At 66.3% G+C, this 26,276-nt stretch carries 22 protein-coding genes and 1 pseudogene; 15 read left to right on the plus strand and 8 right to left on the minus strand.

The window, feature by feature from the left end; translation table 11 throughout:
* The 4 genes from ACEN2S_RS09890 (at window position 1) to rsmA (ending at window position 5,785) form a co-directional block, all read left to right on the plus strand.
* Window positions 1-2,283, plus strand: a complete 2,283-nt coding sequence (locus ACEN2S_RS09890) for an LPS-assembly protein LptD (protein WP_441865666.1) — start codon at window positions 1-3, stop codon at window positions 2,281-2,283.
* 89 nt (window positions 2,284-2,372) lie between these two features.
* Window positions 2,373-3,698, plus strand: a complete 1,326-nt coding sequence (locus tag ACEN2S_RS09895) for a peptidylprolyl isomerase (protein WP_441865668.1) — start codon at window positions 2,373-2,375, stop codon at window positions 3,696-3,698.
* A 110-nt stretch (window positions 3,699-3,808) separates the two neighbouring features.
* The gene (gene pdxA, locus ACEN2S_RS09900) at window positions 3,809-4,831 is read left to right on the plus strand and encodes a 4-hydroxythreonine-4-phosphate dehydrogenase PdxA (RefSeq protein ID WP_441865670.1); all 1,023 of its coding nucleotides are present in this window, start codon (window positions 3,809-3,811) and stop codon (window positions 4,829-4,831) included.
* A 111-nt stretch (window positions 4,832-4,942) separates the two neighbouring features.
* The gene (rsmA, locus tag ACEN2S_RS09905) at window positions 4,943-5,785 is read left to right on the plus strand and encodes a 16S rRNA (adenine(1518)-N(6)/adenine(1519)-N(6))-dimethyltransferase RsmA (protein ID WP_441865673.1); all 843 of its coding nucleotides are present in this window, start codon (window positions 4,943-4,945) and stop codon (window positions 5,783-5,785) included.
* Window positions 5,786-6,702: 917 nt separating this feature from the next.
* Here the strand turns inward: rsmA and ACEN2S_RS09910 are convergent.
* From ACEN2S_RS09910 to speB, 4 genes and pseudogenes are all read right to left on the minus strand, one after another.
* A pseudogene (locus ACEN2S_RS09910) lies at window positions 6,703-7,131 on the minus strand (DUF4167 domain-containing protein); the annotation flags it as partial.
* Between the two features lie 363 nt (window positions 7,132-7,494).
* Window positions 7,495-8,355: a peptide chain release factor N(5)-glutamine methyltransferase gene (gene prmC, locus ACEN2S_RS09915; protein WP_441865676.1), complete on the minus strand. Its 861-nt coding sequence runs from the start codon at window positions 8,353-8,355 to the stop codon at window positions 7,495-7,497.
* Window positions 8,352-9,407 carry a peptide chain release factor 1 gene (prfA, locus tag ACEN2S_RS09920; protein ID WP_441865679.1) on the minus strand — a complete coding sequence of 352 codons (1,056 nt, stop codon included), beginning with the start codon at window positions 9,405-9,407 and terminating at the stop codon, window positions 8,352-8,354. Before prfA ends, prmC begins: the two co-directional genes overlap by 4 nt.
* Window positions 9,408-9,588: 181 nt before the next feature.
* Window positions 9,589-10,548 carry an agmatinase gene (speB, locus tag ACEN2S_RS09925; RefSeq protein WP_441865682.1) on the minus strand — a complete coding sequence of 320 codons (960 nt, stop codon included), beginning with the start codon at window positions 10,546-10,548 and terminating at the stop codon, window positions 9,589-9,591.
* 201 nt (window positions 10,549-10,749) lie between these two features.
* Between speB and ACEN2S_RS09930 the strand changes: the two genes are divergently transcribed.
* The 3 genes from ACEN2S_RS09930 (at window position 10,750) to ACEN2S_RS09940 (ending at window position 12,733) form a co-directional block, all read left to right on the plus strand.
* The gene (locus tag ACEN2S_RS09930; protein WP_441865685.1) at window positions 10,750-11,214 is read left to right on the plus strand and encodes an RrF2 family transcriptional regulator; all 465 of its coding nucleotides are present in this window, start codon (window positions 10,750-10,752) and stop codon (window positions 11,212-11,214) included.
* Window positions 11,215-11,369: 155 nt separating this feature from the next.
* The gene (locus ACEN2S_RS09935) at window positions 11,370-11,549 is read left to right on the plus strand and encodes a hypothetical protein (RefSeq protein ID WP_441865688.1); all 180 of its coding nucleotides are present in this window, start codon (window positions 11,370-11,372) and stop codon (window positions 11,547-11,549) included.
* 767 nt (window positions 11,550-12,316) lie between these two features.
* Window positions 12,317-12,733 carry a TfoX/Sxy family protein gene (locus ACEN2S_RS09940; RefSeq protein ID WP_441865691.1) on the plus strand — a complete coding sequence of 139 codons (417 nt, stop codon included), beginning with the start codon at window positions 12,317-12,319 and terminating at the stop codon, window positions 12,731-12,733.
* Here the strand turns inward: ACEN2S_RS09940 and ndk are convergent.
* Window positions 12,730-13,152 (minus strand): nucleoside-diphosphate kinase, encoded by a 423-nt coding sequence (gene ndk, locus ACEN2S_RS09945; protein ID WP_441865694.1) that lies wholly within the window; start codon window positions 13,150-13,152, stop codon window positions 12,730-12,732. The genes ACEN2S_RS09940 and ndk overlap by 4 nt on opposite strands.
* Window positions 13,153-13,353: 201 nt before the next feature.
* On the opposite strand from ndk, the gene ACEN2S_RS09950 reads away from it, so the two are divergent.
* Window positions 13,354-15,243 (plus strand): ABC-F family ATP-binding cassette domain-containing protein, encoded by a 1,890-nt coding sequence (locus ACEN2S_RS09950; protein WP_441865697.1) that lies wholly within the window; start codon window positions 13,354-13,356, stop codon window positions 15,241-15,243.
* Window positions 15,244-15,330: 87 nt separating this feature from the next.
* On the opposite strand, the gene ACEN2S_RS09955 is transcribed toward ACEN2S_RS09950, so the two are convergent.
* Window positions 15,331-15,912 (minus strand): YdeI/OmpD-associated family protein, encoded by a 582-nt coding sequence (locus ACEN2S_RS09955; protein WP_441865699.1) that lies wholly within the window; start codon window positions 15,910-15,912, stop codon window positions 15,331-15,333.
* A gap of 178 nt (window positions 15,913-16,090) precedes the next feature.
* Between ACEN2S_RS09955 and ACEN2S_RS09960 the strand changes: the two genes are divergently transcribed.
* Window positions 16,091-17,116, plus strand: coding sequence for a Fe(3+) ABC transporter substrate-binding protein (locus ACEN2S_RS09960; protein ID WP_441865702.1), 1,026 nt, complete (start codon window positions 16,091-16,093; stop codon window positions 17,114-17,116).
* 97 nt (window positions 17,117-17,213) lie between these two features.
* On the opposite strand, the gene ACEN2S_RS09965 is transcribed toward ACEN2S_RS09960, so the two are convergent.
* Window positions 17,214-17,969: a hypothetical protein gene (locus ACEN2S_RS09965; RefSeq protein WP_441865705.1), complete on the minus strand. Its 756-nt coding sequence runs from the start codon at window positions 17,967-17,969 to the stop codon at window positions 17,214-17,216.
* A gap of 295 nt (window positions 17,970-18,264) precedes the next feature.
* Here ACEN2S_RS09965 and ACEN2S_RS09970 point away from each other — a divergent pair, with 295 nt between their 5' ends.
* The 5 genes from ACEN2S_RS09970 to ACEN2S_RS09990 all read left to right on the plus strand — a co-directional run bounded on the left by ACEN2S_RS09970 (window position 18,265) and on the right by ACEN2S_RS09990 (window position 23,727).
* Window positions 18,265-19,230, plus strand: a complete 966-nt coding sequence (locus ACEN2S_RS09970; RefSeq protein WP_441865707.1) for a nucleoside hydrolase — start codon at window positions 18,265-18,267, stop codon at window positions 19,228-19,230.
* 204 nt (window positions 19,231-19,434) lie between these two features.
* The gene (locus ACEN2S_RS09975) at window positions 19,435-20,868 is read left to right on the plus strand and encodes a protein adenylyltransferase SelO (RefSeq protein WP_441865710.1); all 1,434 of its coding nucleotides are present in this window, start codon (window positions 19,435-19,437) and stop codon (window positions 20,866-20,868) included.
* A gap of 84 nt (window positions 20,869-20,952) precedes the next feature.
* Window positions 20,953-21,825, plus strand: coding sequence for a DMT family transporter (locus ACEN2S_RS09980; RefSeq protein WP_441865713.1), 873 nt, complete (start codon window positions 20,953-20,955; stop codon window positions 21,823-21,825).
* A gap of 63 nt (window positions 21,826-21,888) precedes the next feature.
* Window positions 21,889-23,166 (plus strand): phosphopyruvate hydratase, encoded by a 1,278-nt coding sequence (gene eno / locus ACEN2S_RS09985; protein ID WP_441865716.1) that lies wholly within the window; start codon window positions 21,889-21,891, stop codon window positions 23,164-23,166.
* 135 nt (window positions 23,167-23,301) lie between these two features.
* Window positions 23,302-23,727: a cupin domain-containing protein gene (locus ACEN2S_RS09990; protein WP_441865718.1), complete on the plus strand. Its 426-nt coding sequence runs from the start codon at window positions 23,302-23,304 to the stop codon at window positions 23,725-23,727.
* Window positions 23,728-23,733: 6 nt separating this feature from the next.
* On the opposite strand, the gene ACEN2S_RS09995 is transcribed toward ACEN2S_RS09990, so the two are convergent.
* Window positions 23,734-24,858 (minus strand): anhydro-N-acetylmuramic acid kinase, encoded by a 1,125-nt coding sequence (locus ACEN2S_RS09995; RefSeq protein ID WP_441865720.1) that lies wholly within the window; start codon window positions 24,856-24,858, stop codon window positions 23,734-23,736.
* A gap of 78 nt (window positions 24,859-24,936) precedes the next feature.
* On the opposite strand from ACEN2S_RS09995, the gene tyrS reads away from it, so the two are divergent.
* Window positions 24,937-26,187 (plus strand): tyrosine--tRNA ligase, encoded by a 1,251-nt coding sequence (tyrS, locus tag ACEN2S_RS10000; protein ID WP_441865722.1) that lies wholly within the window; start codon window positions 24,937-24,939, stop codon window positions 26,185-26,187.
* Window positions 26,188-26,276 lie beyond the last annotated feature (89 nt).

Genomic DNA, 26,276 nt, shown 5'->3' on the forward strand with positions numbered 1-26,276 from the left:
ATGACCCGAGCCCTGCCCGAAGACGCCACCTGCGCCGACCGCCCTGCCCGCCCTCTGCGACGCGCCGGGACGGGCCGCTGGCAGGCATCGGTCATGGCGCCGGTCATGGCCATCGCGTTTGGATGGGGCACCGCCGCCCTGGCCGCGGATGACAATGACATTTTGCCCAGCCGCAGCACGCCCCTGCCCGCGATCAGCCAGACCGCGCCGGATCCGGTGCCGATGGACCTGCCCGCAACCCTTGTGGCCGACAGCATCACCCTGAACGGCGATCAGACCGTCACCGCCACCGGCGCGGTCGAGGTCTGGTATCAGGGCAACCACCTGACCGCCCCGCGCATCACCTATGACGGCAAGGCGGGTCAGCTGACCATCGATGGCCCGATCCGCCTGACCGAGCCCGGCAGTGCGGGCGCGGTCATTCTGGCTGATCAGGCCGATCTCAGCCGCGATCTGCAAAACGGTATTCTGACCGGCGCCCGGCTGGTGCTGGCACGCGAGTTGCAACTGGCCGCCACCCGGATCACCCGCGAAGATGGCCATCTGACCACGATGGAGCGCGTCGTGGCCTCTTCCTGCCGGGTCTGTGCGGGCAGCCCGACGCCGCTGTGGGAAATCCGCGCCCGCCGCGTCACCCATGACACCGAGACGCAGCAGCTCTTGTTCGAGGGCGCGCAGTTCCGCGCCTATGGCGTGCCGCTGGCCTATATTCCCCGCCTGCGGCTGCCCGATCCGACGGTGGACCGGATGAGCGGCTTTCTGGCGCCGAAGATCCGCACCACCTCCAATCTCGGCTTCGGGGTTGCGGTGCCGTATTTTCTGGTCATCAACCCCAGTGCCGACCTGACGCTCACCCCCTATCTGGCCTCAAAGAACGCACAGACGCTGGGCGCGCGCTGGCGGCAGGCCTTCACCACCGGCACGCTGGAGGTCAATGGCGCGGTCAGCCATGACCAGATTCAGGAAGGCGCCGGGCGTGGCTACCTTTTCGCCGAAGGCCGCTTCGCCGTGCCGGGCGGCTTTACCCTCGGCACCGCATTGCGGCTGGTGTCGGACCGCGCCTATCTGGTGGATTACGACATTTCCGATGAGGACCGCCTCTGGAGCGGCCTGACGCTGGAACGCGTGCGCCGCGATGAGCTGATCCAGGCGCGCATCGGCAACACGCGCTCGATCCGTGACGGCGAGGACAATGCCACCCAGCCGACGCTGGCGGCGGATTTCAACCAGATCAGGGTGTTCCGTCCCGATGTGATCGGCGGCGAAGCCACCCTCGAATGGGAGGTGCACAGCCACCGGCGCTCCTCGGCGGTTGACAAGGTCGGCCGCGATGCGACCCGGGTGTCGCTGCAGACCGACTGGCGGCGCAACTGGGTGCTGCCCGCCGGGGTGATGGTCTCGGGACTGGCGGAGCTGGCGGTGGATGCCTATCAGATCCGGCAGGATATCGACTTTCCCAGCTCGGTGCTGAACGTCCAGCCCACCGCCGGTGTCGAGATCCGCTGGCCTTGGGTGAAATCCAGCGGCCGCGCGTCCTATGTCATTGAACCGGTGGCGCAATTTCTGGTCTCGGGCGGCAATCCCGATCCGGTCCCGAATGAGGAAAGCCTGCTGGTCGAATTTGACGAGGGGAATCTCTTCTCGCTCAGCCGCTATCCGGGCGCCGACATGCGCGAGCGCGGAACGCGGGCCAATCTGGGGCTGAGCTGGACGCGGTATGACGCGGGCAACTGGTCGCTGGGCATGACCGTCGGCCGCGTGTTCCGCACCGCCGATCTGGGGCAATTCGGCACCAGCAGCGGTCTGCGGGGCAAGACCTCGGATTGGCTGATCTCCACCAGCTTTGCCAATGCCAACGGGCTGAAACTGTCCAACCGGATGCTGCTGAACAACGACATCTCGGTCACCCGCGAAGAGCTGCGGCTGGCCTGGGTCGCCGATAAATATGCCATTGGTGCCGGGTATTTGTGGATGCAGGCCGATGAGAGCGAGAACCGCGAAACCGCCACGAACGAGCTGTTGCTCGACACCAGCTGGAGCTGGCGCGAGAACTGGTCGGGCAGTTTCACCACGCGGTATGACTTCACCGCCGACCGCGCGGCCCGCGCCGGTCTGGGCCTGCGCTACGCCAACGAATGCGTGTCCGTGGATCTTTCCCTCTCGCGTCGTTTCACGTCCTCGACTAGTGTGAAGCCCGACACCGGGATCGGGCTGTCGGTCGAGCTTGCAGGCTTTGGCGGCGCCAAGGGTACCGGCAGCCGACGCAGCGTCTGCGCCCGCTGATCTCACGCGTCCGCCGCAGGGCTGACACCGACTGACTGCCGGGCATGCCCCGCGCCAACAAGCAGGCCCGCCTGCGGAGACCGAACCGAATGACGGAAGCGACGATGCGCACGAAACTCTCCCTTGCCACCGCCTTGGCCCTGGTTCTGACGGCTGCAACCCTGGGGCTGCAGCAGGCCCATGCAGAGAGCTTTGGCCCGGTCCTGCAGGTGAATGAGGGGATCATCACCGGCTATGAACTGGAACAGCGCAAAGCCTTCCTGAAATTGCTGAACGCGCCGGGCGACACGGATGCCCAGGCGGAGAAAGCGCTGATCGAAGACCGGATCCGGCTGGATGCGGCACGGCGCGCGGGCATTGTTGTCAGCGATGCCGCGCTGGACGAGGGGCTGACCGAGTTTGCGGGCCGCGCCAATATGGACAAGGACACCTTCATCACCGAGATCGGCAAGGCCGGGATCGCCCCGGAAACCTTCCGCGATTTCGTGCGCGCCGGGATCGCCTGGCGCGAGGTGGTGCGGGCGAAATTCGGCGGCCGGGTGAAGATTTCTGAATCCGAGATCGACCGCGCCATGTCCAGCACCGCCGAATTGGGTCAGGGGACACGGGCGCTGTTCTCCGAGATCATTCTGCCCGCACCGCCGGGACAGGAAGCCGAAGCCATGGCGCTGGCCGAGAAACTCTCGGCGCTGCAGGGCAGTGCGGCCTTCGCCCAGGCGGCGCGCACCTATTCTGCCTCCGCCAGCCGCGATCAGGGCGGCCGGATCAACTGGACGCCGCTCGCGGATCTGCCGCCGGTCTTGCGCAATCTCGCGCTCAGCCTGAAGCCGGGCGAAGCCTCGAAACCCTTGCAGGGCAACGGGGCGGTTGCCGTGTTCATGCTGCAGGCAATCGACGAGAACGGCCCGGTGAAGAAAGACCCGGAACGCGTTGAATACGCGCAATATCTGATCCCCGGCGGTCGCAGCTCCACGGCCTTGGCCGAGGCGGCACGGATCACCGCGGGCGCCGATACCTGTGATGACATCTACACCCTGGCCAAAGGGGTTCCGGCCAGTCAGCTGACACGAATCACCCAAAGTCAGGCGCAGGTGCCCGCAGACATCGCCCTTGAACTGGCGCATCTGGATCCGGGTGAAAGCTCGGCCGCCATCGTGCGCGGCGACACCTTGGTCTATCTCATGCTGTGCAAACGCGAAAAAGACCTGCCCGCCGCGGCGCCGACGGCAGAGGCGGCGGCCACCCCGGCGGGCAGCGCGGCCCCGGCGGCCGATGCGGCCGGTGCTGCCGCGGCAGCGCCCGCCGCCCCCTCGCGCGATGAGGTCCGGCTGCGTCTGCTGAACCAGCGCCTGAGCGCCTATGCCGAAAGCTATCTGGCCGATCTGATCGCGGATGCGGTGATCCAGCGCCGCTGAGCCGCCCCCCGCACGGGCGCAAGATCCGGCCCCCGGCGTGAGGGGCGAAAAATGACCCCGCCCGCCCGGCGGCGGGGTGCGGGGCAGACCACGCAGACAGGGAGACCGCCATGTCCAACACCGACCTCCATGCGCCCACCCCGGTCCTTCTGACCTGCGGCGAGCCTTCGGGCATTGGCCCCGAGATCGCCGCCAAGGCCTGGGAACAGCTGGGCAGCACCTGCCCCTTTGTCTGGCTGGGCGACCCCGCGCATCTGCCGCGCGGCACGAAAATCCATGAGGTCGCGCAGCCGTCAGAGGCGCTCTATGCCGCGGGCAAGGGCCTGCCGGTGCTGCCGCATCCGTTTCCCGCCGCCGCCCGCCCGGGCGAGGCCAACCCTGCCAATGCGCAATCGGTGATCGACGTGATCGCCCGCGCCGTGCGGCTGGTGCAATCGGGCGAGGGCCGCGCGGTCTGCACCGCGCCAATCCACAAAAAGGCGCTGCAGGACGGCGCCGGTTTCGCCTTTCCGGGCCACACCGAATATCTGGCGCATCTGGCGGGCGATGTGCCCGTGGTGATGATGCTGGCCTGCGAGGGGCTGCGCGTGGTGCCTGCCACGATCCATATCGCATTGTCCGACGTGCCGCGCGCCCTCACGCGTGAGGTGCTGGCGCAGGTGATCCGGCTGACCCATGCCGGGCTGCAACGCGATTTTGGCCTCGGCAATCCGCGGCTTGCCATTGCAGGTCTCAACCCGCATGCGGGCGAAGGCGGCGCGATGGGCCGCGAGGAGCTCGACTGGATGATCCCGCTCCTCGACGATCTGCGCGCCGAAGGGTTTGCGCTGGCCGGACCGATGCCCGCCGACACGATGTTCCATGCCGCCGCCCGGGCGCGGTATGACGCGGCAATCTGCATGTATCATGATCAGGCGTTGATCCCGATCAAGACCATCGACTTCGCGGGCGGGGTGAATGTGACGCTCGGCCTGCCCTTCGTGCGCACCTCGCCCGATCATGGCACGGCGTTTGACATCGCGGGTCAGGGAATCGCGGATCCCGCCAGCCTGATCGCCGCCCTGCGCATGGCCGACCGCATGGGCGCCGCACGGGCCGATGCCGCGCAAAGCCGGGGCGCAAAAGAAACCTAGCGCTCTTGCTTCGTTTCAAATATCCCCGCCGGAGGCATCCGACGGGGCCGCGCCGGGGGCTCTGCCCCCGGACCCCCGGGATATTTTGAACGAAGCAAAGGGAATGTGCCCATGAGCAGTATCGACGGCTTGCCGCCGCTGCGCGCGGTGATCGACACGCATGGGATCGCGGCCAAGAAATCTCTGGGGCAGAACTTTCTGCTCGATCTCAATCTGACCGCCAAGATCGCGCGGGCGGCGGGGGATCTGAGCGGCGCGGATGTGCTCGAGGTCGGGCCCGGCCCGGGCGGGCTGACGCGCGGGCTTTTGGCGGAAGGCGCGCGCAAGGTGCTGGCCGTTGAGAAGGACAGCCGCTGTCTGCCCGCTTTGGCCGAGATTGCGGCCGCCTATCCGGGGCGGTTGGAGGTGATCGAGGGTGATGCGCTCGAGATCAACCCTCTTGAGCATCTGACGGCACCGATCCGCATCGTGGCCAATCTGCCCTATAATGTCGGCACCGAGCTTCTGGTGCGCTGGCTGACGCCCAAGGTCTGGCCGCCGGTCTGGGAGAGCCTCACGCTGATGTTCCAGAAGGAAGTCGCCGAGCGTATCGTGGCCAAGCCCGGCTCCAAGGCCTATGGGCGGCTGGCGCTGCTCGCGCAGTGGCGGTGCGAGGCGCGGATCGTGCTGACGCTGCCGCCCGAAGCCTTTACGCCGCCGCCGAAAATCCATTCCGCCGTCGTGCATCTGACCGCCCTGCCCGAGCCGCGCTTTCCCGCCGATCCTGCCGTGTTGAACCGGGTGGTGGCCGCCGGGTTCAACCAGCGGCGCAAGATGCTGCGGGCCAGCCTGAAAGGCGTGGCGCCGGATATGGAAGCCAAGATCGTCGCGGCGGGCCTTGCCCCCACCGCGCGCGCCGAAGAGATCAGCCTTGAGGGGTTTTGCGCCTTGGCTCGGATTGTGGCGGCAGGCTGACTGCGGGGCGCGGGCGCGCAGAGTTCCTTGGCCCGACGAGCAGCTCTCGGGGCGCGATGGCGGCGGTTCCTGAAGGTCTTGTGCCGGAACTGGTCCCGCCGCAGACGTGCCGGGCGCCTCTGACACAAAAACAAAGGCCGCAGGAGGGATCCTGCGGCCTTTGTCTTGAACATAGCGCGGTTTGACGCTCACTCGACCGGTTTGGCCTCGGCGATAGCGGCTTCACCCTCGGTCTTGCGCGGGCTGCGCGGTTTGCGCGGGGCTTTGGCCGGTTTCTCGGCAACGGCCTGCGTGGCATCCGCGGCGGGGGCATCGCTCACCGCTGCCGGGGTGGCAGCGACAGGGGCGTCGGCGCGGGGCGCTTTGCTGCGGCTGTTGGTCTTGCCCGTGCCTGCGCCAGCGTTGCCTGCGCCTGCGCTGCCTGCGCCTGCGCCGCTGCGGGGCGCGCGGCTGCTGCTCTCACGGCGCGGCTTGGCCTCACCCTCACTGCGGGCAGCAGACGCCACGGAGGCGACGGCGCTGCGGTCGGCGGCCTGACCCTCGGGCGAGCGGTGCTCTGCGCTGCGGCTGTCGGCGTTCCGGGCTTCCGGCGTCTCGACCAAGGTCGAGCTGTCGGCATCGCGCGGGTCGATCACCGGCGCCATCGGCTCAGCCGGACGGGCGGCGCGCTCATGCTGTACCCGCTCATTCGAGGTGCGGTCCTGATAGCCCCGGTCGTTCTGCGACCGGTCGTTTTGGCGGTCGTTCTGGCGGTCGTTTTGCGCCCGGTCACTCTGCCCGCGATCATTCTGCGAACGATCGTTCTGGCGGTCATTCTGGCGGTCGTATTGACCCCGCTCATTCTGCGCGCGCTCACCCGAATTCCGGTCGTTCTGGTTCCGGTCATTCTGGTTGCGGTCATTCTGGTTGCGGTCGTTTTGACCACGGTCGTTCTGGTTCCGATCCGCATAGGAGCGGTCATTGCCGTTACCATTACCGTTGCGCTCCGACCCATTGCGATCGCCGTTGAACTCGGGCTGATCGCCCTCGCCCCGCTCGCGTCCGCCATTCCCGTTCGGCTGGCCGTTCTGACCCTGGCGGCCTTCCTGTTCGCGGGCCAGCTCGCGCTGCGCCTCGCCCAGAAGGCGGGTGTAATGTTCGGCGTGTTGCAGGAAGTTCTGTTCTGCCACGCGGTCATTGCTCAGCTGCGCGTCGCGCGCCAGCTGAAGGTATTTGTCAATGATCTGCTGCGGCGTGCCGCGGACCTTGCTCTCGGGACCGGAGCTGTCGAAAACCCGATTGATGATATTACCGACAGTGCGCTGACGGTTCGACTTGGAACGCGAACGGGATTTGGATGATCTCATGAGCTTTCGTCTATGTAAGACCCGGAGGACTGGCTTATCGCCTGCCCGCATCTGGCGCCCGTAATGGCTCCGATACATGACCCGCGGTGTGAAGCTGGTTCATGCGGAGGATTTCACATCCAGTCCGCATGCCGAATGAATAAGCATGCGACGTAGGGGCTGACAAGTGCAAACTGTCCAGAAGCCGGATCGGGGCGGATTTTTGCCCCAACTGCGGGGATTTCCCCGCAAAACCGGGCCTGCCGCCGAATATATGTCGCAATGGCCGTGAGAATCACCGCCCCCCTGGCCGCCATGCTGCGGCGGCGGGAGGCGGGGGCGGGATGCGGGGGCGATGGTGTCTCGGCAGGATCCGCGTCGGGATCAGAGCCGGGCCACCACCACCCGGTCGCGGCCATCGAGATCGGGCAGGACCCGCACCCCCTGCAGGCCTGCATCGCGGAAGAAACCACTGACCGCAGCGCCCTGCGTCGGGCCGATTTCCACCATCAGCCGCCCCCCGGGCGCCAGATGCGCGGGCGCATGGGCGGCAATGATCCGGTAGGGTTCCAGCCCGTCACCGCCGGGGGTGAGCGCCAGATGCGGCTCCCAGTCGCGCACTTCGGGGGCCAGATCCGGCATTTCATTCGCCGCGATATAGGGCGGGTTGGAGACGATCAGATCAAAGCTGCCGCTGACCTCGGAAAACCAGTCAGAGGCCCGGAATTGCACCTGCGGTTCCAGCCGCAGGAGGCGGGCATTCTCCGTGGCGACGGCGAGGGCTTGCGGCGAGATATCCACGCCCAGTCCCACCGATTGCGGGCGTTCTGCCAGCAATGTCAGCAAGATACAGCCGGTTCCTGTTCCAAGATCCAGCACGCGGGCATAGGGCGCACTCAGCGCTTCGGCCACCAGCGCCTCGGTATCGGGGCGCGGGTCGAGCGTGTCGCGGGTGACGCGGAAATCGCGGCCCCAGAAGGCGCGGGTGCCGGTGATCTGGCTGACGGGTTGCCGCGCGCAGCGGGCGGTGAGCGCTTCCGCAAAGGCCCCGGCCTGTGCGGGTGTCAGATCATCGCGCAAATGCAGGGTCAGGCGGTCGGGCGGGATGCCCATCGCATGGGCCAAAAGGCGGCGGGCGTCGCGGGTGGCATCCTCGATCCCCGCCGCGCGCAGGGCGGGAATCGCGGCCCGCAGCAGGGTTTCGGCGCGGGGCGGTTCGGCGGCATAGGCGGGCGGGCGGCTCATGTCTCCATCGCCGCGAGTTTTTCGGCCTGATCCTGCGCCACCAGCGCCTGAATGATCTCGCCCAGATCCCCCGCCATGATCTGTGCCAGCGCGTAAAGCGTCAGGTTGATCCGGTGATCGGTCATCCGCCCTTGCGGGAAATTATAGGTGCGGATGCGTTCCGAGCGGTCGCCGGAGCCCACCTGCGATTTGCGGTCCGAGGCGCGTTCGGCATCGACCCTAGCGCGCTCCATGTCATAAAGCCGGGCGCGCAGCACCGCCATCGCATTGGCGCGGTTCTGGTGTTGCGATTTCTCGGAGGAGGTGACGACGAGGCCGGTGGGAATATGGGTGATCCGCACCGCCGAATCGGTGGTGTTGACATGCTGGCCGCCCGCCCCGCTCGCACGCATCGTGTCGATGCGGATGTCACTGGCGGGAATGTCGATATCGACCTCTTCCGCTTCGGGCAGCACGGCGACGGTGGCGGCCGAGGTATGGATGCGCCCCCCCGCTTCGGTTTCGGGCACGCGTTGCACCCGGTGAACGCCGGATTCGTATTTCAGCTGCGCGAACACCCCCTCGCCCGCGATCCGCGCCATCGCCTCCTTGACGCCCCCGAGTTCGGTCTCGGAGAGTTCGAGGATCTGGAAGCTCCAGCCCTGTTTCTCGGCATAGCGCTGATACATGCGCAAAAGATCACCCGCAAAGAGCGCCGCCTCATCGCCGCCGGTGCCGGGACGGATCTCGAGGATCGCCGGGCGGACATCGGCGGCGTCCTTTGGCAAGAGCGCGATGCGGAGGTTTTGCTCCATCTCGGGGATCCGCGCCTTGAGGCGGGGCATCTCATCCTCGGCCAGAGCCTTCATCTCAGGGTCGGCGAGCCAGCCCTCGGCCTCGGCGAGATCGGCGAGCGCCTGTTTCCAGGCGGCAATCTCGGTGACCACCGGTTTCAGCTCGGCATATTCGCGCGACAGGGCGGCGATTTCGGCCGGGGCGGCGCCCGATGACAATTTGGCCTCGAGAAACTCGAAGCGGCGGGTGATCTGATCGAGGGCATCTACTGGAAGCATGGGCCGGGTGTGGCGTGAAGCCGGGGCTGGGTCAAGGGGCTCTCGCCGTGGATCAGAGGGGGCGCTGCCCCCGGCGCCTGGCGGCGCCTCCCCCGAGGTATTTTTGCCAAGAAGAAAGGTGTCGGGGGATGGGGGGCGTTGCGGTTGGTGCTGCGCCCCGGCGGCGCGCAGGCTGGCGGGATCAGCGGCGGGTGAAGCCGTAGAGTGCGATCAGCTCCATCGCCACATGCGCGCCTGCGATGGCGGTGATGCCGGTCGGGTCGTAGGGGGGCGAGACCTCGACCACATCGCCGCCGAGGAGGGTGATCCCGGCGAGGCCGCGCAGCAGGGCAGCCGCCTGCCAGCTGGCAAGGCCGCCCCAGACCGGGGTGCCGGTGCCGGGGGCATAGGCAGGGTCGAGGCAGTCGATGTCAAAGGTGATGTAGCAGGGGCGGTCGCCGATCACCTCTTTGATCCGGGCGACGGTGCTGGCGATGCCCCCGGCATGGACCCCGGCGGCGTCGAGGATGGTGACGCCCAATGTGTCGGGGTTGTCGGTGCGGATGCCGACCGAGACCGCGGCTGCGGGGTCAACGAGGCCCTGTTTGATGGCTTTGTAAAGGAAGGTGCCGTGGTCGATCCGGTCCATGTCGTCATCAGCCCAGGTGTCGGAATGCGCATCGAACTGGATCAGGGCGATGGGGCCGAATTTCTCGGCATAGGCGCGCAGGATCGGCAACGTGATGAAATGATCCCCCCCGAGGGTGATGCTGCCCGCACCAGAGGCGAGGATGGTGCGGATATGCTCGGTCACCTTGGTCGGAAAGGCCGCGACATTGGCATAGTCAAAGGCCACATCGCCGTAATCCACCACCACCATCTCGCTCAGCGGGTCAAAGCCCCAGCCATAGGGCGCGTCAAAGGCCTGCAGGGTCGAGGCTTCGCGGATCGCGCGCGGCCCGAAGCGGGTGCCGGGGCGGTGGGTGACCGCCTGATCGAACGGCACGCCGGTCACCGCCAGATCGACGCCGGTCAGATCCTTGGTGTAGCGGCGGCGCAGAAAGCTGGTGGCACCGCCAAAGGCATTCTCAAAGGCGAGGCCGCGTGCCTCGGTCCGGGTGAAGGCCATATCGACCTGGGTCTTTGCATCTTCCAGTGCCATCCGCGTCTCCTCAGGGGTCGCGCCCAGCATTGCCGCTGGCCGCGACCGCGGTCAAGGCAGGCGCGGCTGTAACGGCCCTGCCCGCTTGGCACTGCCTTTGTGAGGCAGGGCGCGGCGCAAACCCCAATATGATCTGCATCAAATCGCCGCAGCCCGCGCTGCGTTACAAGAAGGCGTCACGAGAACGCGGAGTGCCCCCACATGAGACTGACCATTCGCAGCAATCTGGCCATGCGCACGCTGATGTTTTGCGCGGTCAACCCCGAGGGCCTCGTGCGAAAGAGCGATATTGCCCAGGCCTGCAATGCCTCGGAAAACCATCTGGCGCAGGTGATCAACACCTTGGCGCATGAGGGGTTCATCGACACCCAGCGCGGGCGCGCGGGCGGGTTGCGGCTGGCGCGCCCGATGGCCGAGATCGGCATTGGCGAAGTGCTGCGCACCTTTGAGGGACGCACGGCCTTTGCCGAGTGCTTTGCCCCCGACAGCAACACCTGCCCGCTGGCCGGCGCCTGCCGGTTCCGCAAGGTGCTGGAGCGTGCGGTGGATGCGTTTTACGCCACGATGGATGGCATCACGCTGGCCGATCTGGTGGCCGACAATCTGCCGCTGGAAGACGTGCTGCGCATGTGCACGCCGCGCGGCATGGTGGCCGCCTGCGGCTGAAATGGCTCACTTCCGCGTGACGGTAGCGTAAACAGCATCAAATCTTCAGAATTTTGCTTGACCCTTATCTCTGGCGGGCCTACCTGCGCCGCGATTTCGCCCCAAAGCAGGTGTTCCCTGAAGGAACCAAGGGGTGATTTGATGAGGAACGAGAGATGCAAGAGATGCAACAAATGGGCGGTGCGTCCGTTGAACTGACCCAGCAGGGTCAAGGCGCCAGCAGCACCAAGACCGCCGCGGCAAAGACCGCCGGTCGCGCCCAGATGGGCGGCGAGACCGAAGCTCAGGCCGCGCGCCAACAAGAGACGCAGTTCCGCGACTGGGCCGCGATCTGAGCTCCGTCGGCACCGTCGGCTGAGGCCCGGCGCGGGCCTGCCACAGGCCCCGGGTGCGCAGCCCTCAGGACCGGGCCCCGAGACGCAAAGCGAAGCGTCACGCCAAAGCAAGCGCTGCCCCGCAGGGGGCCGCGCAGATAGCATGCCCCGCAAGGTCGCCCCGGACCGTTGTGGCCCCCACCTTTGTGGACCCCTGTGGCCCCGCCGCAGCGGCAGAACCCGGCAGGGGACGCCCTGCCCCGTGATTCCTGCGGGAGATACCCCGCACAGGCGCAAACCGTGGGGCGGGAAACCGGCCCGTCACATGCCCGACAAATCCCAATCCGCATTTTCCTGACCCGGCGCAGCCGCACGCGCGTGGCCTTTGTGCCGGTATGGCGGCGCCGGGCACTGCAGATCCTGCGTGAAAACCCACGCACCCCCTTGCACAAAACGAGAACACGGGCGAGGATGCCGCACCCCCTTGCAGGATCTGTGCGATGCCCCGCCCCAAAGCCGAACCTCCTTCTCAGACCGTCGCCACCCCGCAGGAGGCACCTGTACCGCGCAAAAAGGCGGCGGCGAAAGCGGGAGCGGCCCCTGCAACCGACCTGCAGAAGGACCCGGTATCTGGGGACGCCGTTTCGGTGGACAGGGTGCCGATGACCGCGGCGTCTGGGGATGCGGGGACGGCACCTCGATCCGGTGCCCGGGCGCGCAAGGCGGCTGCCTCACAAGTGGCCCCCGTGGGTCCGGCGGATGAGGCGACCCCAGACAGATATGCCTCTGTGACATCCGCGCGGGATGGCGGTACGGGCACCGGCGGCACGCCCTTGACCGATATCCGCAACATCGGCCCCGCCACCGCCGAAGGGCTGATCAAGGCGGGGATCCCCGATGCCGAGACATTGCGCGCGCTGGGTGGGCATGAGGCCTATCGCCGCTGGCTGGGCGCGGGGCTCGCGCCGCATTTCATCGGCTATTACGTGCTGGTGATGGCTTTGCAGGGCCGCCCCTGGAATGATTGCGGCCCGAAGGAAAAGGCCGAGTTGCGCCGCGCCTTTGACGCGCTGAAGGCTGAGGTGAAGCAGGCCCCCCTGACGCCCGACCGCGCAAAAGAAAAGGACCGCCTCCATTGGGAGGCGATCCTTGATGAGATCGGTCTGATCACGCCGCCGAAGCGGCGCGCCGGTGCAGGCGATTAGCCGACCAGTTCAAGACCCGAGAAGTAGAAAGCGATTTCACGGGCAGCCGATTCCGGGCTGTCCGAACCGTGCACCGAGTTTTCGCCGACCGAGAGGGCGAATTCTTTCCGGATGGTGCCCTCATCGGCGTTGGCCGGGTTGGTTGCGCCCATCACTTCGCGGTTTTTCAGGATGGCGCCTTCGCCTTCCAGAACCTGCACGACGACCGGCTCGGAAGCCATGAACTCGCACAGCTCGCCGTAGAAGCCACGCTCAGCGTGCTCGGCATAGAACTGACCAGCCTGCGCCGGGGTCAGGTGGATGCGCTTTTGTGCGACGATGCGCAGGCCAGCTTCTTCGAATTTCGCATTGATCTTGCCGGTCAGGTTGCGACGGGTCGCGTCCGGTTTGATGATGGAAAGCGTGCGTTCGATCGCCATGATATGTCTCGTTTCAGTTGGACGTTAGGGGGAGGCCGGTGCCAAAGGCGCCGACCGAATGCTGCGCGCGGTGCTACCACGCGGTTTCGCGCTTGAAAACCCCGCCTTTCCGACAGGCAAAAACGCATTTCTCGCAGGCCGCGCGCCAATGCCGCTTTGCAGCGATTGACGCCGCGCCCGCCTTCAGGCATTGGCTTTGCCATGCTCAAGATCACAGATATCAGTTACTCCGTCGAAGGCCGTCCCCTGCTGGTGGGCGCTTCTGCAACCATTCCCGATGGCCATAAGGTGGGCCTTGTCGGCAAGAACGGCGCGGGAAAAACCACGTTGTTCAAGCTGATCCGCGGAGAGCTGACGCTGGAGGGCGGCGCGATCAGCCTGCCCTCGCGCGCCCGCATCGGCGGTGTGGCGCAGGAAGTGCCCTCCTCCTCGACCTCGCTGCTGGACACGGTGCTCGCGGCCGACACCGAGCGGGCCGAGCTGATGGCCGAGGCCGAAACCGCGCAGGATCCGCACCGGATTGCCGAGATCCAGACCCGTCTGGCGGATATTGACGCCTGGTCCGCCGAAGGGCGCGCCTCGGCGATTCTCAAAGGTCTGGGGTTTGACGCCGACCAACAGCTGATGCCCTGCTCGGATTTCTCGGGCGGCTGGCGGATGCGGGTGGCGCTGGCGGGGGTGCTCTTTGCGCAGCCGGACGTGCTGCTGCTGGACGAACCGACCAACTATCTTGACCTCGAAGGCGCGCTCTGGCTCGAATCCTATCTGGTCAAATATCCGCATACCGTCATCATCATCAGCCACGACCGTGGCCTGCTGAACCGCTCGGTGAATGCGATCCTGCATCTGGACGAGAAAAAGCTGACGCTCTGGTCCGGCCCCTATGACCAGTTTGCCCGCCAGCGCGCCGAACAGCGCGCGCAGCAAACCGCCGAGGCGCGCAAACAGGCCGACCGCCGGGCGCATTTGCAAAAATTCGTGGATCGGTTCAAGGCCAAGGCCTCCAAGGCTGCGCAGGCGCAAAGCCGCGTGAAACAGCTCGAGAAGATGCAGACGATCACCGCACCGGAAGATGCGGCGAAACAGGTCTTCACCTTCCCGAAACCGGAAGAGCTGTCGCCGCCGATCATCACCATGGACAATCTGTCGGTGGGCTATGACGGCAAGCCGGTGCTGCGGAACCTCTCCTTGCGCATCGATCAGGATGACCGCATCGCGTTGCTGGGGCGGAACGGTGAGGGGAAATCCACGCTTTCCAAGCTCTTGGCGGGGAAACTTGATCCTATTCAGGGCAAGATCGTGCGCTCCTCGAAACTGCGGATCGGGTTCTTTGCCCAGCATCAGGTGGAAGAGCTGATCCTGGATGAGACGCCCTTGCAGCACATCCAGTCGGTGCGCCCGAATGAGGGGCAGCCGCGCCAGCGCGCCCGTCTGGCGGGCTTTGGGCTGATGGCGGATCAGGCCGAGACCAAGGTCGGGCGGCTCTCGGGCGGGCAAAAGGCGCGGCTTTCGCTGCTTCTGGCCACCATCGATGCGCCGCATATCCTGATCCTCGACGAGCCGACCAACCACCTTGATATGGAAAGCCGCGAGGCTTTGGTGGAGGCGCTGACCGAATATTCCGGCGCCGTCATTCTGGTGGCGCATGACATGCACCTTCTGGGCCTCGTGGCCGACCGGCTCTGGCTGGTGAAGGATGGGGCGGTGACGCCCTATGAGGAAGACCTCGACACCTACCGGCGCGACCTTTTGGGCGAATCCGCGCCGAAACCCGACAAGGCAGAGCGCGCGCGTGAAAAGGCCGAGAAGGCCGCAAAGGCTGCCAATGCCCCGGCGCAGACCGTGGCCAGCCTGCGCACCGAGGCGCGCAAATGCGAAGAGCGGGTCGAGAAGCTGAGCGAGATGCTGGGCAAGCTTGATGCGATCCTCGCCGATCAGTCGCTCTATCTGCCGGGTCGTGCGGCGGATGCGGCGAAATGGCAGTTGAAACATGCCGAGGCGCGCGAGGCGATGGGCCGGGCCGAAACCATGTGGGAAAAGGCCCTGACCGCGCTGGAAAAGGCCGAGAAGGCCGAGCGCAAGCGCGCCTGACCCCGCGCCGGGCCGCCGCAAAATACCAAGGCCGGGGTTCGCCCCGGCCTTTTGGTTTTCACGGAAGGCAAGGGTTTGCAGCCCGCCTCAGCGGTCGTGCATCCCCTTGCCCGCCAGAATCCGCGGCACCGCCTTTTCGATGCGGTCGGCCCGGGTTTGCGCCTGTTTGGCGCCGGTGAAATGCAACAGATAGCCGCGCTGCCGCCCCGGGGTCAGCGCCTCAAAGGCCGCCGCCAGCGCGTCATCCTCGGCCAGCCGCGCGCTCAGCTCCTCGGGCCAGTCGAGCGCGTCGGGCTCCAGCACCACCTTTACCCCCGCCTGCTCCAGCGCCAATGCCTCGGCAATGAAGGCGCGGATCTGTGCCTCTCCCGCCCGGATCTGCGCCAGATCGGTGAATTTCAGCAGCCGCACCGCGCGGGAATGCGCGCCGGGCGCGACCAGCCGCCCCTCCGGATCCGACAGCAGCACGCCCTTGAAAAACGACAGCACGCAGGCGTCCTTCAGCCCCCAGAGCGTTGCCAGATTGGCATCCTGCCAGCAGTAGCAGGGCGCGCGCCATTTGAAGACCTCCTCCAGCGGGCTGTCCTGCAACAGCAACCGCAGCGCCTGCAACTCAGCCTGCCAGCGGCCTTCCCGCGCAAAAAACGCTGTGATTTTAGGATCTTCCACCGCCATCTGCCGCAACCCTCCCCGGCGCAAACGCCCCGCCCCAGAGTGCCGCCGCGCGGCGGATCTGTCCAGTCCGCCCGCCGCCGCGGCAAAGCGACCCGGCCAAAAGCCACCACATCAGCTTGACCTGAGCAAATTGCTAAGGTTTAAGCAGGCAACCCATTCACAGGAGTCCCCGATGCTGCGCGCGCTTCTTGCCACTACCCTGCTGGCTGCCCCCCTGCTCACCTCTGCCGCTGTTGCCGAAGAGGTGAATGTCTACTCGCACCGCCAACCCGAACTGGTGCAGCCGCTGCTGGATGCTTTCACCGCCAAGACCGGCATCGCGGTCAATGTGGCCTTTGTCGACAGCGGCATGGTTGAGCGTCTGGTGGCCGAGGGCGACCGCAGCCCCGCCGATCTGGTGATGACCGTCGACATCGCGCGGCTGGAACAGGTTGTGCAGGCGGGCGTGACGCAGGCGGTGGATGACCCGGCGCTGACCGCGGCGATTCCCGCCGCCTTCCGCGATCCGGCGAACCAATGGTTCGGCCTGACCACCCGCGCCCGCATCGTCTATGCCAGCAAAGCGGCCGTCGCCGATGGCGACGTGACGAGCTATGAGGATCTGGCCGATCCGAAATGGAAGGGCCGCATCTGCACCCGCTCGTTCACCAATGATTACAACGTCGCGCTGACCGCCGCCTATCTCAAGCATCACGGCGAAGAGGCGACGCGCGACTGGCTCTTGGGCGTGAAGGCCAATCTGGCGAAAAAGCCCGAGGGCAATGACCGCTCTCAGGTGAAATCGATCTGGTCGGGCGAATGCGACATCAGCTTGGGCAACACCTATTACATGGGGCAGATGCTGGCCGATCCGGAGCAAAAGGAATATGCCGATTCCGTCCGCATCGTCTTCCCGGTGTTTGAAGATGCCGCAGGCAACCCGACCGGCACCCATATGAACGTTTCGGGTGTGGCGATGACCAAAGCTGCGCCGAACAAGGACGCCGCGCTGAAGCTGATGGAATTCCTCGTCTCGGACGAGGCGCAACATATCTATGCCGAAACCAACAATGAATTCCCGGTGAAGCCGGGCGTTGAGGCCTCGGAACTGGTGAAAAGCTGGGGCAGCTTCACGCCGGACACGCTGACGCTGACCGACGTGGCCGAGCTGCGCCCGGCGGCGCTGAAGCTGATCGAAGAAGTGAACTTCGACGGCTAAGTCTTGGAGATATCACTGATATTGAAAAGCCCCGCCATGGCGGGGCTTTTTCACTTTTGGCACGGGGGGCGCTGGATTGCGTGGGCCGCGCAGGCCCTCATTCGGCGGCAATCACCATCGGATGCGGCAGGTGCTGTTCAACCGTCACCCCCGGCAGCGCGCCCAGCTTTTCCAGGTCCTGCGCATCCCGGGCACGCAGGCGGGCGGCCTGCTCGGGCGTGAAGGCGGCGATCGGATCGGGCTGCGGCTGGCGGGCATGATGCGCGGCCAGACGCGCGCTTTGGCGCGGCGACAGGCTGACGCCCTGCCGGTAGAGGCGTTGCAGCATGGCCAGGCCGGTGTCGGGGATCTGCGTCGCCGTTTGCGGCGCGGGCAAAGCCGCGATCAGCTGCGACAGCCGCGCTGCATCAGCCCCTGCGGGCATCAGCGCATCCAGCACCTCGGCGGCGCAGGGATCGCGGGTCAGGATCACCGTTTCTCTCGGCGCCACAGCACCGATCACTTCGCAGATCACCTCGTGCCAGCCGCGCCGCTCATCGCTCAGCGCCTCGGCCATCTCGGCAAAGGGCACCATCTGCCGCCGCTGCGCCAGCAGCCGCCAGAGTTGCGGCAGATAGGTGTCGCGCCCCGGCAGCAACAGCACCAGCCGGGCCACCGGCAGCTCTTGCCGCGCGGCAAAGCTGCGGGCGCGCAGGCTGGCATCGCTGAAGAACCCCGAGAGCCCGCCCGGCAACCGCCCCATCAGCGCATCCTCAACGCCGATGCCCGCGCCCGCCTCGCGTTCTTGCGCCAGACAGCGCGCCAGTTGCCGCGGCAAGGCGCTGGCGCCCGGGGCGGTCAGAAACAGGGTCATCTCAGGCGAGGTCTCAGGCGCGGTCGCAGTTTCAGGATGCATGGTCAAGCCTCTGGGGTTAAGCCTTCGGGGTCTTCAGCGTCGGGGTTTGGGCGGCCACACTGCCGGGCGTTCATAAAGGTTAACACCACCTAGATGCAGAGGGATTATGGCCAGATTAGGGCGCCAATTCTGGTTAATTTGGGGTTAAACTCCGGCATCTGCGCGCAATTTTCCGCGCCCGTGGCAGAATTTTTACCAACTGGACATTATCGGCGGCCTTCGCCACTCTGCGCCAAAATTTCCCGGAGGCAGCATGTCCGCGCAGCGCAAGATCATCATTGATACCGACCCCGGCCAGGACGATGCCGTGGCCATTTTGCTGGCCTTGGCCAGCCCCGAGCTGGAGGTTCTGGGCATCACCTGCGTCGCGGGCAATGTACCGCTGCCGCTGACGGAAAAGAACGCACGGGTGATCTGCGAGCTGGCGGGCAAGCCCGGGACCCGCGTCTTTGCGGGCTGCGACGCACCGCTCAGCCGCGCGCTAGTGACGGCCGAGCATGTGCATGGCAAGACAGGTCTGGATGGCATTGCCCTGCCCGATCCGGTGATGCCGTTGCAAGCGCAGCATGCGGTGGATTTCATCATCGAGACCCTGCGCGCCGAGGCACCGGGCACGGTGACGCTCTGCCCGCTGGGGCCGCTGACCAACATCGCCACCGCCTTGCAGCGCGCGCCCGATATTGCCAGCCGCATTCAGAGCATCGTGCTGATGGGCGGCGCCTATTTCGAGGTGGGCAACATCACCCCCGCCGCCGAGTTCAACATTTACGTTGACCCGGAAGCCGCTGAAATCGTGTTCAAATGCGGCGCGCCGATTGTGGTCTTGCCGCTGGATGTGACGCATAAGGCACTGACCAGCCGCGCACGGGTGCAGGGTTTCCGCGACATCGGCGGCACTCTGGGCGAGGCTTTGGCCAGCTGGACCGAATTCTTTGAGCGTTTCGATGTGGCGAAATACGGCCATGAGGGCGCGCCGCTGCACGACCCCTGCGTCATCGGCTATCTGCTGGCGCCCGAGCTTTTCGCGGGCCGCTTCATCAATGTCGAGATCGAGACGCAATCGCCGCTGACCCTGGGGATGACCGTCGCCGATTGGTGGGGGGTGACCGGGCGCGCGCCGAATGCGCTGTTCCTCGATCAGATCGACACGCCGGCGTTCTTTGAGATGCTGACCCGGCGGATTGCCACGTTGAACGCGCCCGCCGCCACCGCGCCCTGAGGGCAGCGCAGGCGGTGGCTTGCGCGATCAACCTGTGACGATCAGACTGGCTCGATCAGACTGGCTCGAACAGGCTGTGGTTTGCGGTAAAATGCGGGTTTCGGGCTGGTCCTTTGCCCGCCCGCGCCCCATATCGGGGCCAAAGGACCCAGCCTCCGCATCGGGGGCGCGGACCCGGCCCCTCTCAGGGGCAAAGGAGTTGCCATGACCGCCCTGCCCACCACCCTGCCCTTTGACAACAGCTATGCCCGCCTGCCCGCGCGTTTCTTCGTGCCGCAGGACCCGCAACCGGTGCCCGCGCCGCAGCTTTTGGCATTGAACAGTGATCTTGCGCGCAGCCTCGGGCTGGATCCGGACTGGCTGGCGGGGCCGGAGGGGGTTCAGATGCTGGCCGGGAACCATTGGCCCGAAGGGGCAGAGCCGATTGCGCAGGCCTATGCCGGGCATCAGTTCGGCGGCTTCAACCCGCAGCTGGGCGATGGCCGCGCGGTGCTGCTGGGTGAGGTTCTGACCGATGCGGGTCGCTTTGACATTCAGCTGAAGGGCTCCGGCCCCACCGCCTTTTCGCGCCGGGGCGATGGCCGCGCGTGGATGGGGCCGGTGGTGCGGGAATATCTGGTGTCGGAGGCGATGGCGGCGCTCGGCGTACCAACCACCCGCGCGCTCGCCGCCGTCGCCACGGGGGCGGTGGTGCCGCGCGATGGCTTTGCCCGCCCGGGGGCGGTCCTCTGCCGTGTCGCCGCCAGCCATATCCGCGTGGGCACCTTCCAGTATTTCGCCGCCCGGCAGGACCGCGAGGCGCTGGAAGTGCTGACCGCGCATACCATTGCCCGGCATTACCCGCAGGCCACCGGGCCGCTGGATCTGTTGCGGCTGGTGGCCGAAGCGCAGGCGCGGCTGATCGCCCGCTGGATGGCGCTCGGCTTCATCCACGGCGTGATGAACACCGACAATATGGCGGTGTCGGGCGAGACCATTGATTACGGCCCCTGCGCCTTCATGGATGCCTATCACCCGGAAACGGTGTTTTCCTTCATCGACCAGCGCGGGCGTTATGCCTGGGCGAACCAGCCGCAAATCGGGGCCTGGAATCTGGCGCAACTCGCCACAGCGCTCCTGCCGCTGATCGGCGAGGATGAGGCGGCGATCGAGGAGGCGACGGCGGCGCTCGCCACCTATGCCGAGCTGTTTCAGGCGGAATGGCTGCGCCTCTTCGCGGCGAAAATCGGCATCTCGGCCCCCCGCCCAGAGGACCGCGCGCTGATCGAGGCGCTGCTGAGCCGGATGGCGGTGGAGCGCGCCGATTTCACCCGCACCTTCCGCGGCCTGGCCACCGGGCAGGCACGGCGCGAATTTGCCGATCCGCAGGCCTTTGACAGCTGGGCACCGGGATGGCAGGCGCGGCTGCTGGATGAGGCCGATCCGCAGGCGGTGATGGCTGCGGCCAATCCCGTCCGCATCCCGCGCAACCATCAGGTCGAGGCGGTGATCCAGGCGGCGGTCGAGGGCGACATGGCCCCGTTCCACCGCCTGCATGCCGCGCTGCAAGCGCCCTTTGAGGACCGCGCCGACTGGGCCGATCTCTCGGATGCGCCGCGCCCGGAAGAACGCGTGGCGCGGACCTTCTGCGGTACCTGAGCACCGTCTCTGGCGCCCCTTTACCCGCCCGGGTTGTCGCGCTATGGGCTGGGGCGCCCCCTGTCGGGCACCGGGGGGAGCCACATGGACAATCTGCGCGCCAGTCTGCTGATGATCGCCGCCATGGCGGGTTTCGCGGTCGAGGACATGTTCGTCAAAGCCCTGGCCAAGACGCTGCCGGTGGGCGAGATCCTCGCCCTTCTGGGCGGTTGCGGCGCGGTGGTCTTTGCCACCGGCGCGGCCTTCCGGCGCGAGCGGATCTGGTCGCGCGATCTTCTGGCCCCCACCGTCGTGCTGCGCAATCTGGGCGAACTCATTGGCACCATGGGCTTTGTGCTGGCGGTGGCGCTGACGCCCCTGGCGGAGGCTTCGGCTATCCTGCAGGCGCTGCCGCTGGTGGTGACGCTGGGCGCGGCGCTCTTTCTTGGCGAGACCGTCGGCTGGCGGCGCTGGACGGCGATTACGGTGGGGTTTCTGGGCGTGCTGGTGGTGATCCGCCCCGGCCTCTCGGGGTTCAACCCGCTCTCGATTCTCGCGGTGATGGGCGTCATCGGCCTTGGCATCCGCGATGTGGTGACGCGCCGGGTGCCCAAACGCATCTCAAGCTGGCAGCTCTCCACCTCAGCCTTCGCGATTCTGGTCCCGGCGGGCCTGATCCTGATGGTGATGATGGGCGACAGCGCCCGCATGCCCAGCCCGCTGCAATTCGCAGCACTTCTGGGGGCAATCATCTGCGGCGTGCTCGGCTATCTCGCCCTCATCGCCGCGATGCGGATGGGCGACACTTCGGCGGTGACCCCGTTCCGCTACACGCGGCTTCTCTGCGCCATCGTCATCGGCTGGGCGGTGTTCGGCGAGGTGCCCGATCTGACCACCTTGCTCGGCGGCGCGATCATCGTGGCCTCGGGCCTCTACACGCTGATCCGCGAAGCCCGCCTGAAACGCCGGAGTGCCTGAACCCCTTTCCCCAAGCACAGCACCGGGTTATAGACAGGCGAACGCCACTCCAGGGGGGACCCCATGAGCACCATCATCGACATTCACGCCCGCGAAATCCTTGACAGCCGGGGCAACCCGACGGTTGAAGTTGACGTGATCCTGGAAGACGGCACCATGGGCCGCGCTGCGGTTCCCTCGGGCGCCTCGACCGGCGCGCATGAGGCGGTGGAAAAGCGCGATGGCGACAAATCGCGCTACATGGGCAAGGGCGTGCTGGAGGCCGTGGCCGCGGTCAACGGCGAGCTGGCCGAAGCCCTCGTGGGCGAAGATGCCACCGAGCAGGTCGCCATCGACCGCATGATGATCGAACTCGACGGCACCCATAACAAGGGCCGCCTTGGCGCCAATGCCATCCTCGGCATCTCGATGGCCGTAGCCAAAGCCGCCGCCGATTTCACCTCGCAGCCGCTCTACCGCTATGTCGGCGGCACCTCGGCGCGGATCCTGCCGGTGCCGATGATGAACATCATCAATGGCGGCGAACATGCCGACAACCCGATCGACATTCAGGAATTCATGATCATGCCGGTGGCCGCCGCGAATATCCGCGAAGCCGTCCGCATGGGCTCGGAAGTCTTCCACACGCTGAAGAAAGAGCTGTCGGCGGCAGGCCTCTCGACCGGGATCGGCGATGAGGGCGGCTTTGCCCCCAACCTGTCCTCAAGCCGCGACGCGCTGGATTTCATCCTGAAATCCATCGAAAAAGCCGGCTACAAACCGGGCGAAGACATCTATCTGGCCCTCGATTGCGCCTCGACCGAATATTTCAAAGGCGGCAAATACGAGATGAAGGGCGAAGGCAAATCGCTCTCGATCCAGGAGAATGTCGATTACCTCGCCGCCCTTTGCGCCGATTACCCGATCATCTCGATCGAAGACGGCTGCTCGGAAGATGACTGGGAAGGCTGGAAACTCTTGACCGACACCCTGGGCAAAAAAGTCCAACTGGTCGGCGACGATCTCTTCGTGACCAACCCGGAACGTCTGGCCCGCGGCATTGCCGAAGGCTGCGCCAACTCCCTCTTGGTGAAGGTGAACCAGATCGGCACGTTGACCGAGACACTGGACGCCGTGCGCATGGCCGACCGCGCCCGTTATTCCTCGGTGATGTCGCACCGCTCGGGCGAGACCGAAGACGCGACCATCGCCGATCTGGCGGTCGCCACCAACTGCGGCCAGATCAAGACCGGCTCGCTCGCGCGCTCGGACCGGCTGGCGAAATACAACCAGCTGATCCGCATCGAAGAAATGCTGGGCGAAACCGCCGAATACGCAGGCCGCTCGATCCTGAAAGGCTGAGCCTCAGCCAAAGGTCCAAGCCCCCGGGCTTGCTTCGTTCCAAATATCCCCGCCGGAGGCTCCCTCCGGCGGGTTTTCTATTGCCTCCGGCGGGGATATTTTCAATCAGGCAAAGACCAGAAGGCAGGAGCCGCCATGACAGCCGAAGAGATCATCACCCTGCTGGACCTCGCGCCACATCCCGAAGGCGGGCATTACCGCCAGACTTGGGCGGCCGAAGCGGCACCCGGCGCGCGGCCTGCGGGCACCTGCATTTATTTCCTGCTGAAGGCGGGCGAGCAGAGCCATTGGCACCGGGTGGATGCCGCCGAGATCTGGCTCTGGCATGCGGGGGCGCCTCTGGTCCTGTCGCTGGCGGAGACCGCCGCCGGGCCTGCGCGCGACCATCTGCTCGGGGCGGATCTGATCGCAGGCGAGCGGCCGCAGGGCATTGTCCCCGCCGGGTTCTGGCAGGCGGCGCGCAGTCTGGGCGACTGGACGCTGGTCAGCTGCACCGTCAGCCCCGGCTTTCAGTTCAGCGGCTTTGAGCTGGCGGCGCCGGGGTTTGACATTCCGCGCTGAGGCCACCTAGAGCGCGCTGCGCACCGACAGGAGGCTGGCATTGTCCGGGCGGCTGATCTGACCACCCCCCACCTGTGCCGCGACGCCGGTCGTGCTCGGCCCCGAGGTGGGCAGACCGCGCGCCACCCGCACCGCGAGATAGGCGAAGGCCTGCGCCTCCAGCATATCGCCGTTCAGCCCGACGCTTTCGACCGGCTCCACTGGGCAGCCGAGGCCCGCCGAGAGCATCGCCATCAGCGTGGCATTCAGCCGCCCGCCGCCGGTGACCAGCAGTTTCGCGGGCGGGCGGGGGAAATGCTCGGCGCCGCGGATCACCGACGCCGCCGCAGCGGCGGTGAGGGTGGCCGCGGCATCGGCGTCGCCGAGCGTCGAGACCCGGTCGAGAAGTCCGTGAAAATCGTTCCGGTCCAGCGACTTCGGCGGCATTTTGAAGAAATAGCCCTGCATCAGGAAATCGTCGATGATCGTCTGATCCACCACGCCCGTTGCCGCCAGCGCGCCGCCGTCGTCACAGTCCAGCCCCCGCCGCGCCTGCATCAGATCGTTGATCGGCGCATTGGCGGGCCCGGTGTCAAAGGCGAGACAGGCGCCGGGCAGATGCGGCTCGGGCACGGACGGGTCCACCCAGGTCAGATTGCCGACCCCGCCGAGGTTGAGAAACACCAAGGGCTGCTCGGCCCCGATCCAGCGGGCCAAAGCATGGTGGAAATAGGGGGCGAGCGGCGCGCCCTGCCCGCCGAGCTTCACATCGGACGAGCGGAAATCCCAGACCACCGGACGGCCCAGCACCTCGGCCAGCACATCGCCCGAGCCCGCCTGATGCGTGCCGCGCCCCTGCGGCTCATGCGCCAAAGTCTGGCCGTGAAAGCCCACGAGTTCGGCCTCCGTGAAATCCGACAGAAGTTCGGCATGCACGGTTTCCACCACTTCCGCCGCGGCCTCCACGCCGTCATCGCCGGGCCATTGGCCAAGGGCCGCGCGGATCACTTCGCGCTCGGCGGGCGTATAGGGGCGGTAGCCGTTGCGGCCGAATGCATGGATTTCGGCACCATCCGTCTCGATCAGCGCCGCATCCACCCCGTCCAGCGAGGTGCCCGACATCGCCCCCAAAGCCCAAACCCTGCCCAGCATGTTGAATTCCCTTCCCCCGGCCCTTCCCACGCGGCCTTTCACTGGGTATATGCGATGCGGAAATAAGGGGAAAGCACGATGACCTACCACCCGAAATCAGACTTCATGCGCGTGATGATCGAGCGCGGCTTTTTGGCCGATTGCACGGATTATCAGGGGCTGGACGAGGCTTTGATCAAGGGGGTCGTGCCCGCCTATATCGGCTATGATGCCACGGCGGCGAGCTTGCACGTCGGGCATCTCTTGAACATCATGATGCTGCGCTGGCTGCAAAAGACCGGGCACAAGCCGATCACCCTGATGGGCGGCGGCACCACCAAGGTGGGCGACCCGTCGTTCCGCGCCGATGAGCGGCCGCTGCTGACGCCGGAAAAGATCGACGAGAACATCGACGGGATGAAACAGGTGTTCGCGCGCTACCTCTCCTATGGGGATGCCGCGGGCGATGCGATCATGCTCAACAATGCCGAATGGCTGGACAATCTGAACTACCTTGAGTTCCTGCGCGACATCGGGCGGCATTTTTCGGTCAACCGGATGCTGGCGTTCGAGAGTGTGAAATCGCGGCTGGACCGCGAGCAGTCGCTGAGCTTCCTCGAGTTCAACTATATGATCCTGCAGGCCTATGATTTTCTGGAGCTGAACCGCCGCTATGGCTGTGTGCTGCAGATGGGCGGTTCGGATCAATGGGGCAATATCATCAACGGGATCGACCTGACCCGGCGGGTGCTCGACCATGAGATCTACGGGCTGACCTCGCCGCTGCTGACCACCTCGGATGGCCGCAAGATGGGCAAGAGCCAGGGCGGTGCGATCTGGCTGAACGGCGCGATGCTCTCCTCCTATGAGTTCTGGCAGTTCTGGCGCAACACCACGGATGACGATGTCTGCCGCTTCCTCAAGCTCTATACCGAGCTGCCGGTGGAGGAATGCGAGCGTCTGGGCGCCTTGCAGGGCTCCGAGATCAATGCGGCGAAGGTGATCCTCGCCAATGAGGTCACGCGGCTGTTGCACGGCGATGAGGCGGCGGCGGCGGCAGAGGCCACGGCGCGGGAAGTCTTTGAAAAGGGCGGCGTCGGGGATGATCTGCCGACCCTCTCGCTCGGGGCCGGGGAAGTTGGCGAAGGCATCAGCCTCGCGCAGCTGGTGGTGCGCTCGGGGCTGGCCAAGACCGGCAAGGATGCGAAACGCCTGATCGCCGAGGGCGGCGCGCGGGTGAATGATGCGCTGGCGCAGGATGCGGGGATGATGTTCACCGCCGAGGATCTGGCGGTGCCGGTGAAGCTGACCGCGGGCAAGAAGCGGCATGCTTTGGTGGTGATCGGCTGAGACCAGGACCCGGCCGGGTTGGGGGGCGCTGCCCCCCGGCCTGCGGCCTCCCCCCGAGGTATTTTCGCCAAGAAGAAATGCGGGCGATT

Origin of the sequence: Phaeovulum sp. W22_SRMD_FR3 (assembly GCF_052113705.1) — a bacterium.
Classification (GTDB): Bacteria; Pseudomonadota; Alphaproteobacteria; order Rhodobacterales; family Rhodobacteraceae; genus JBGQOG01.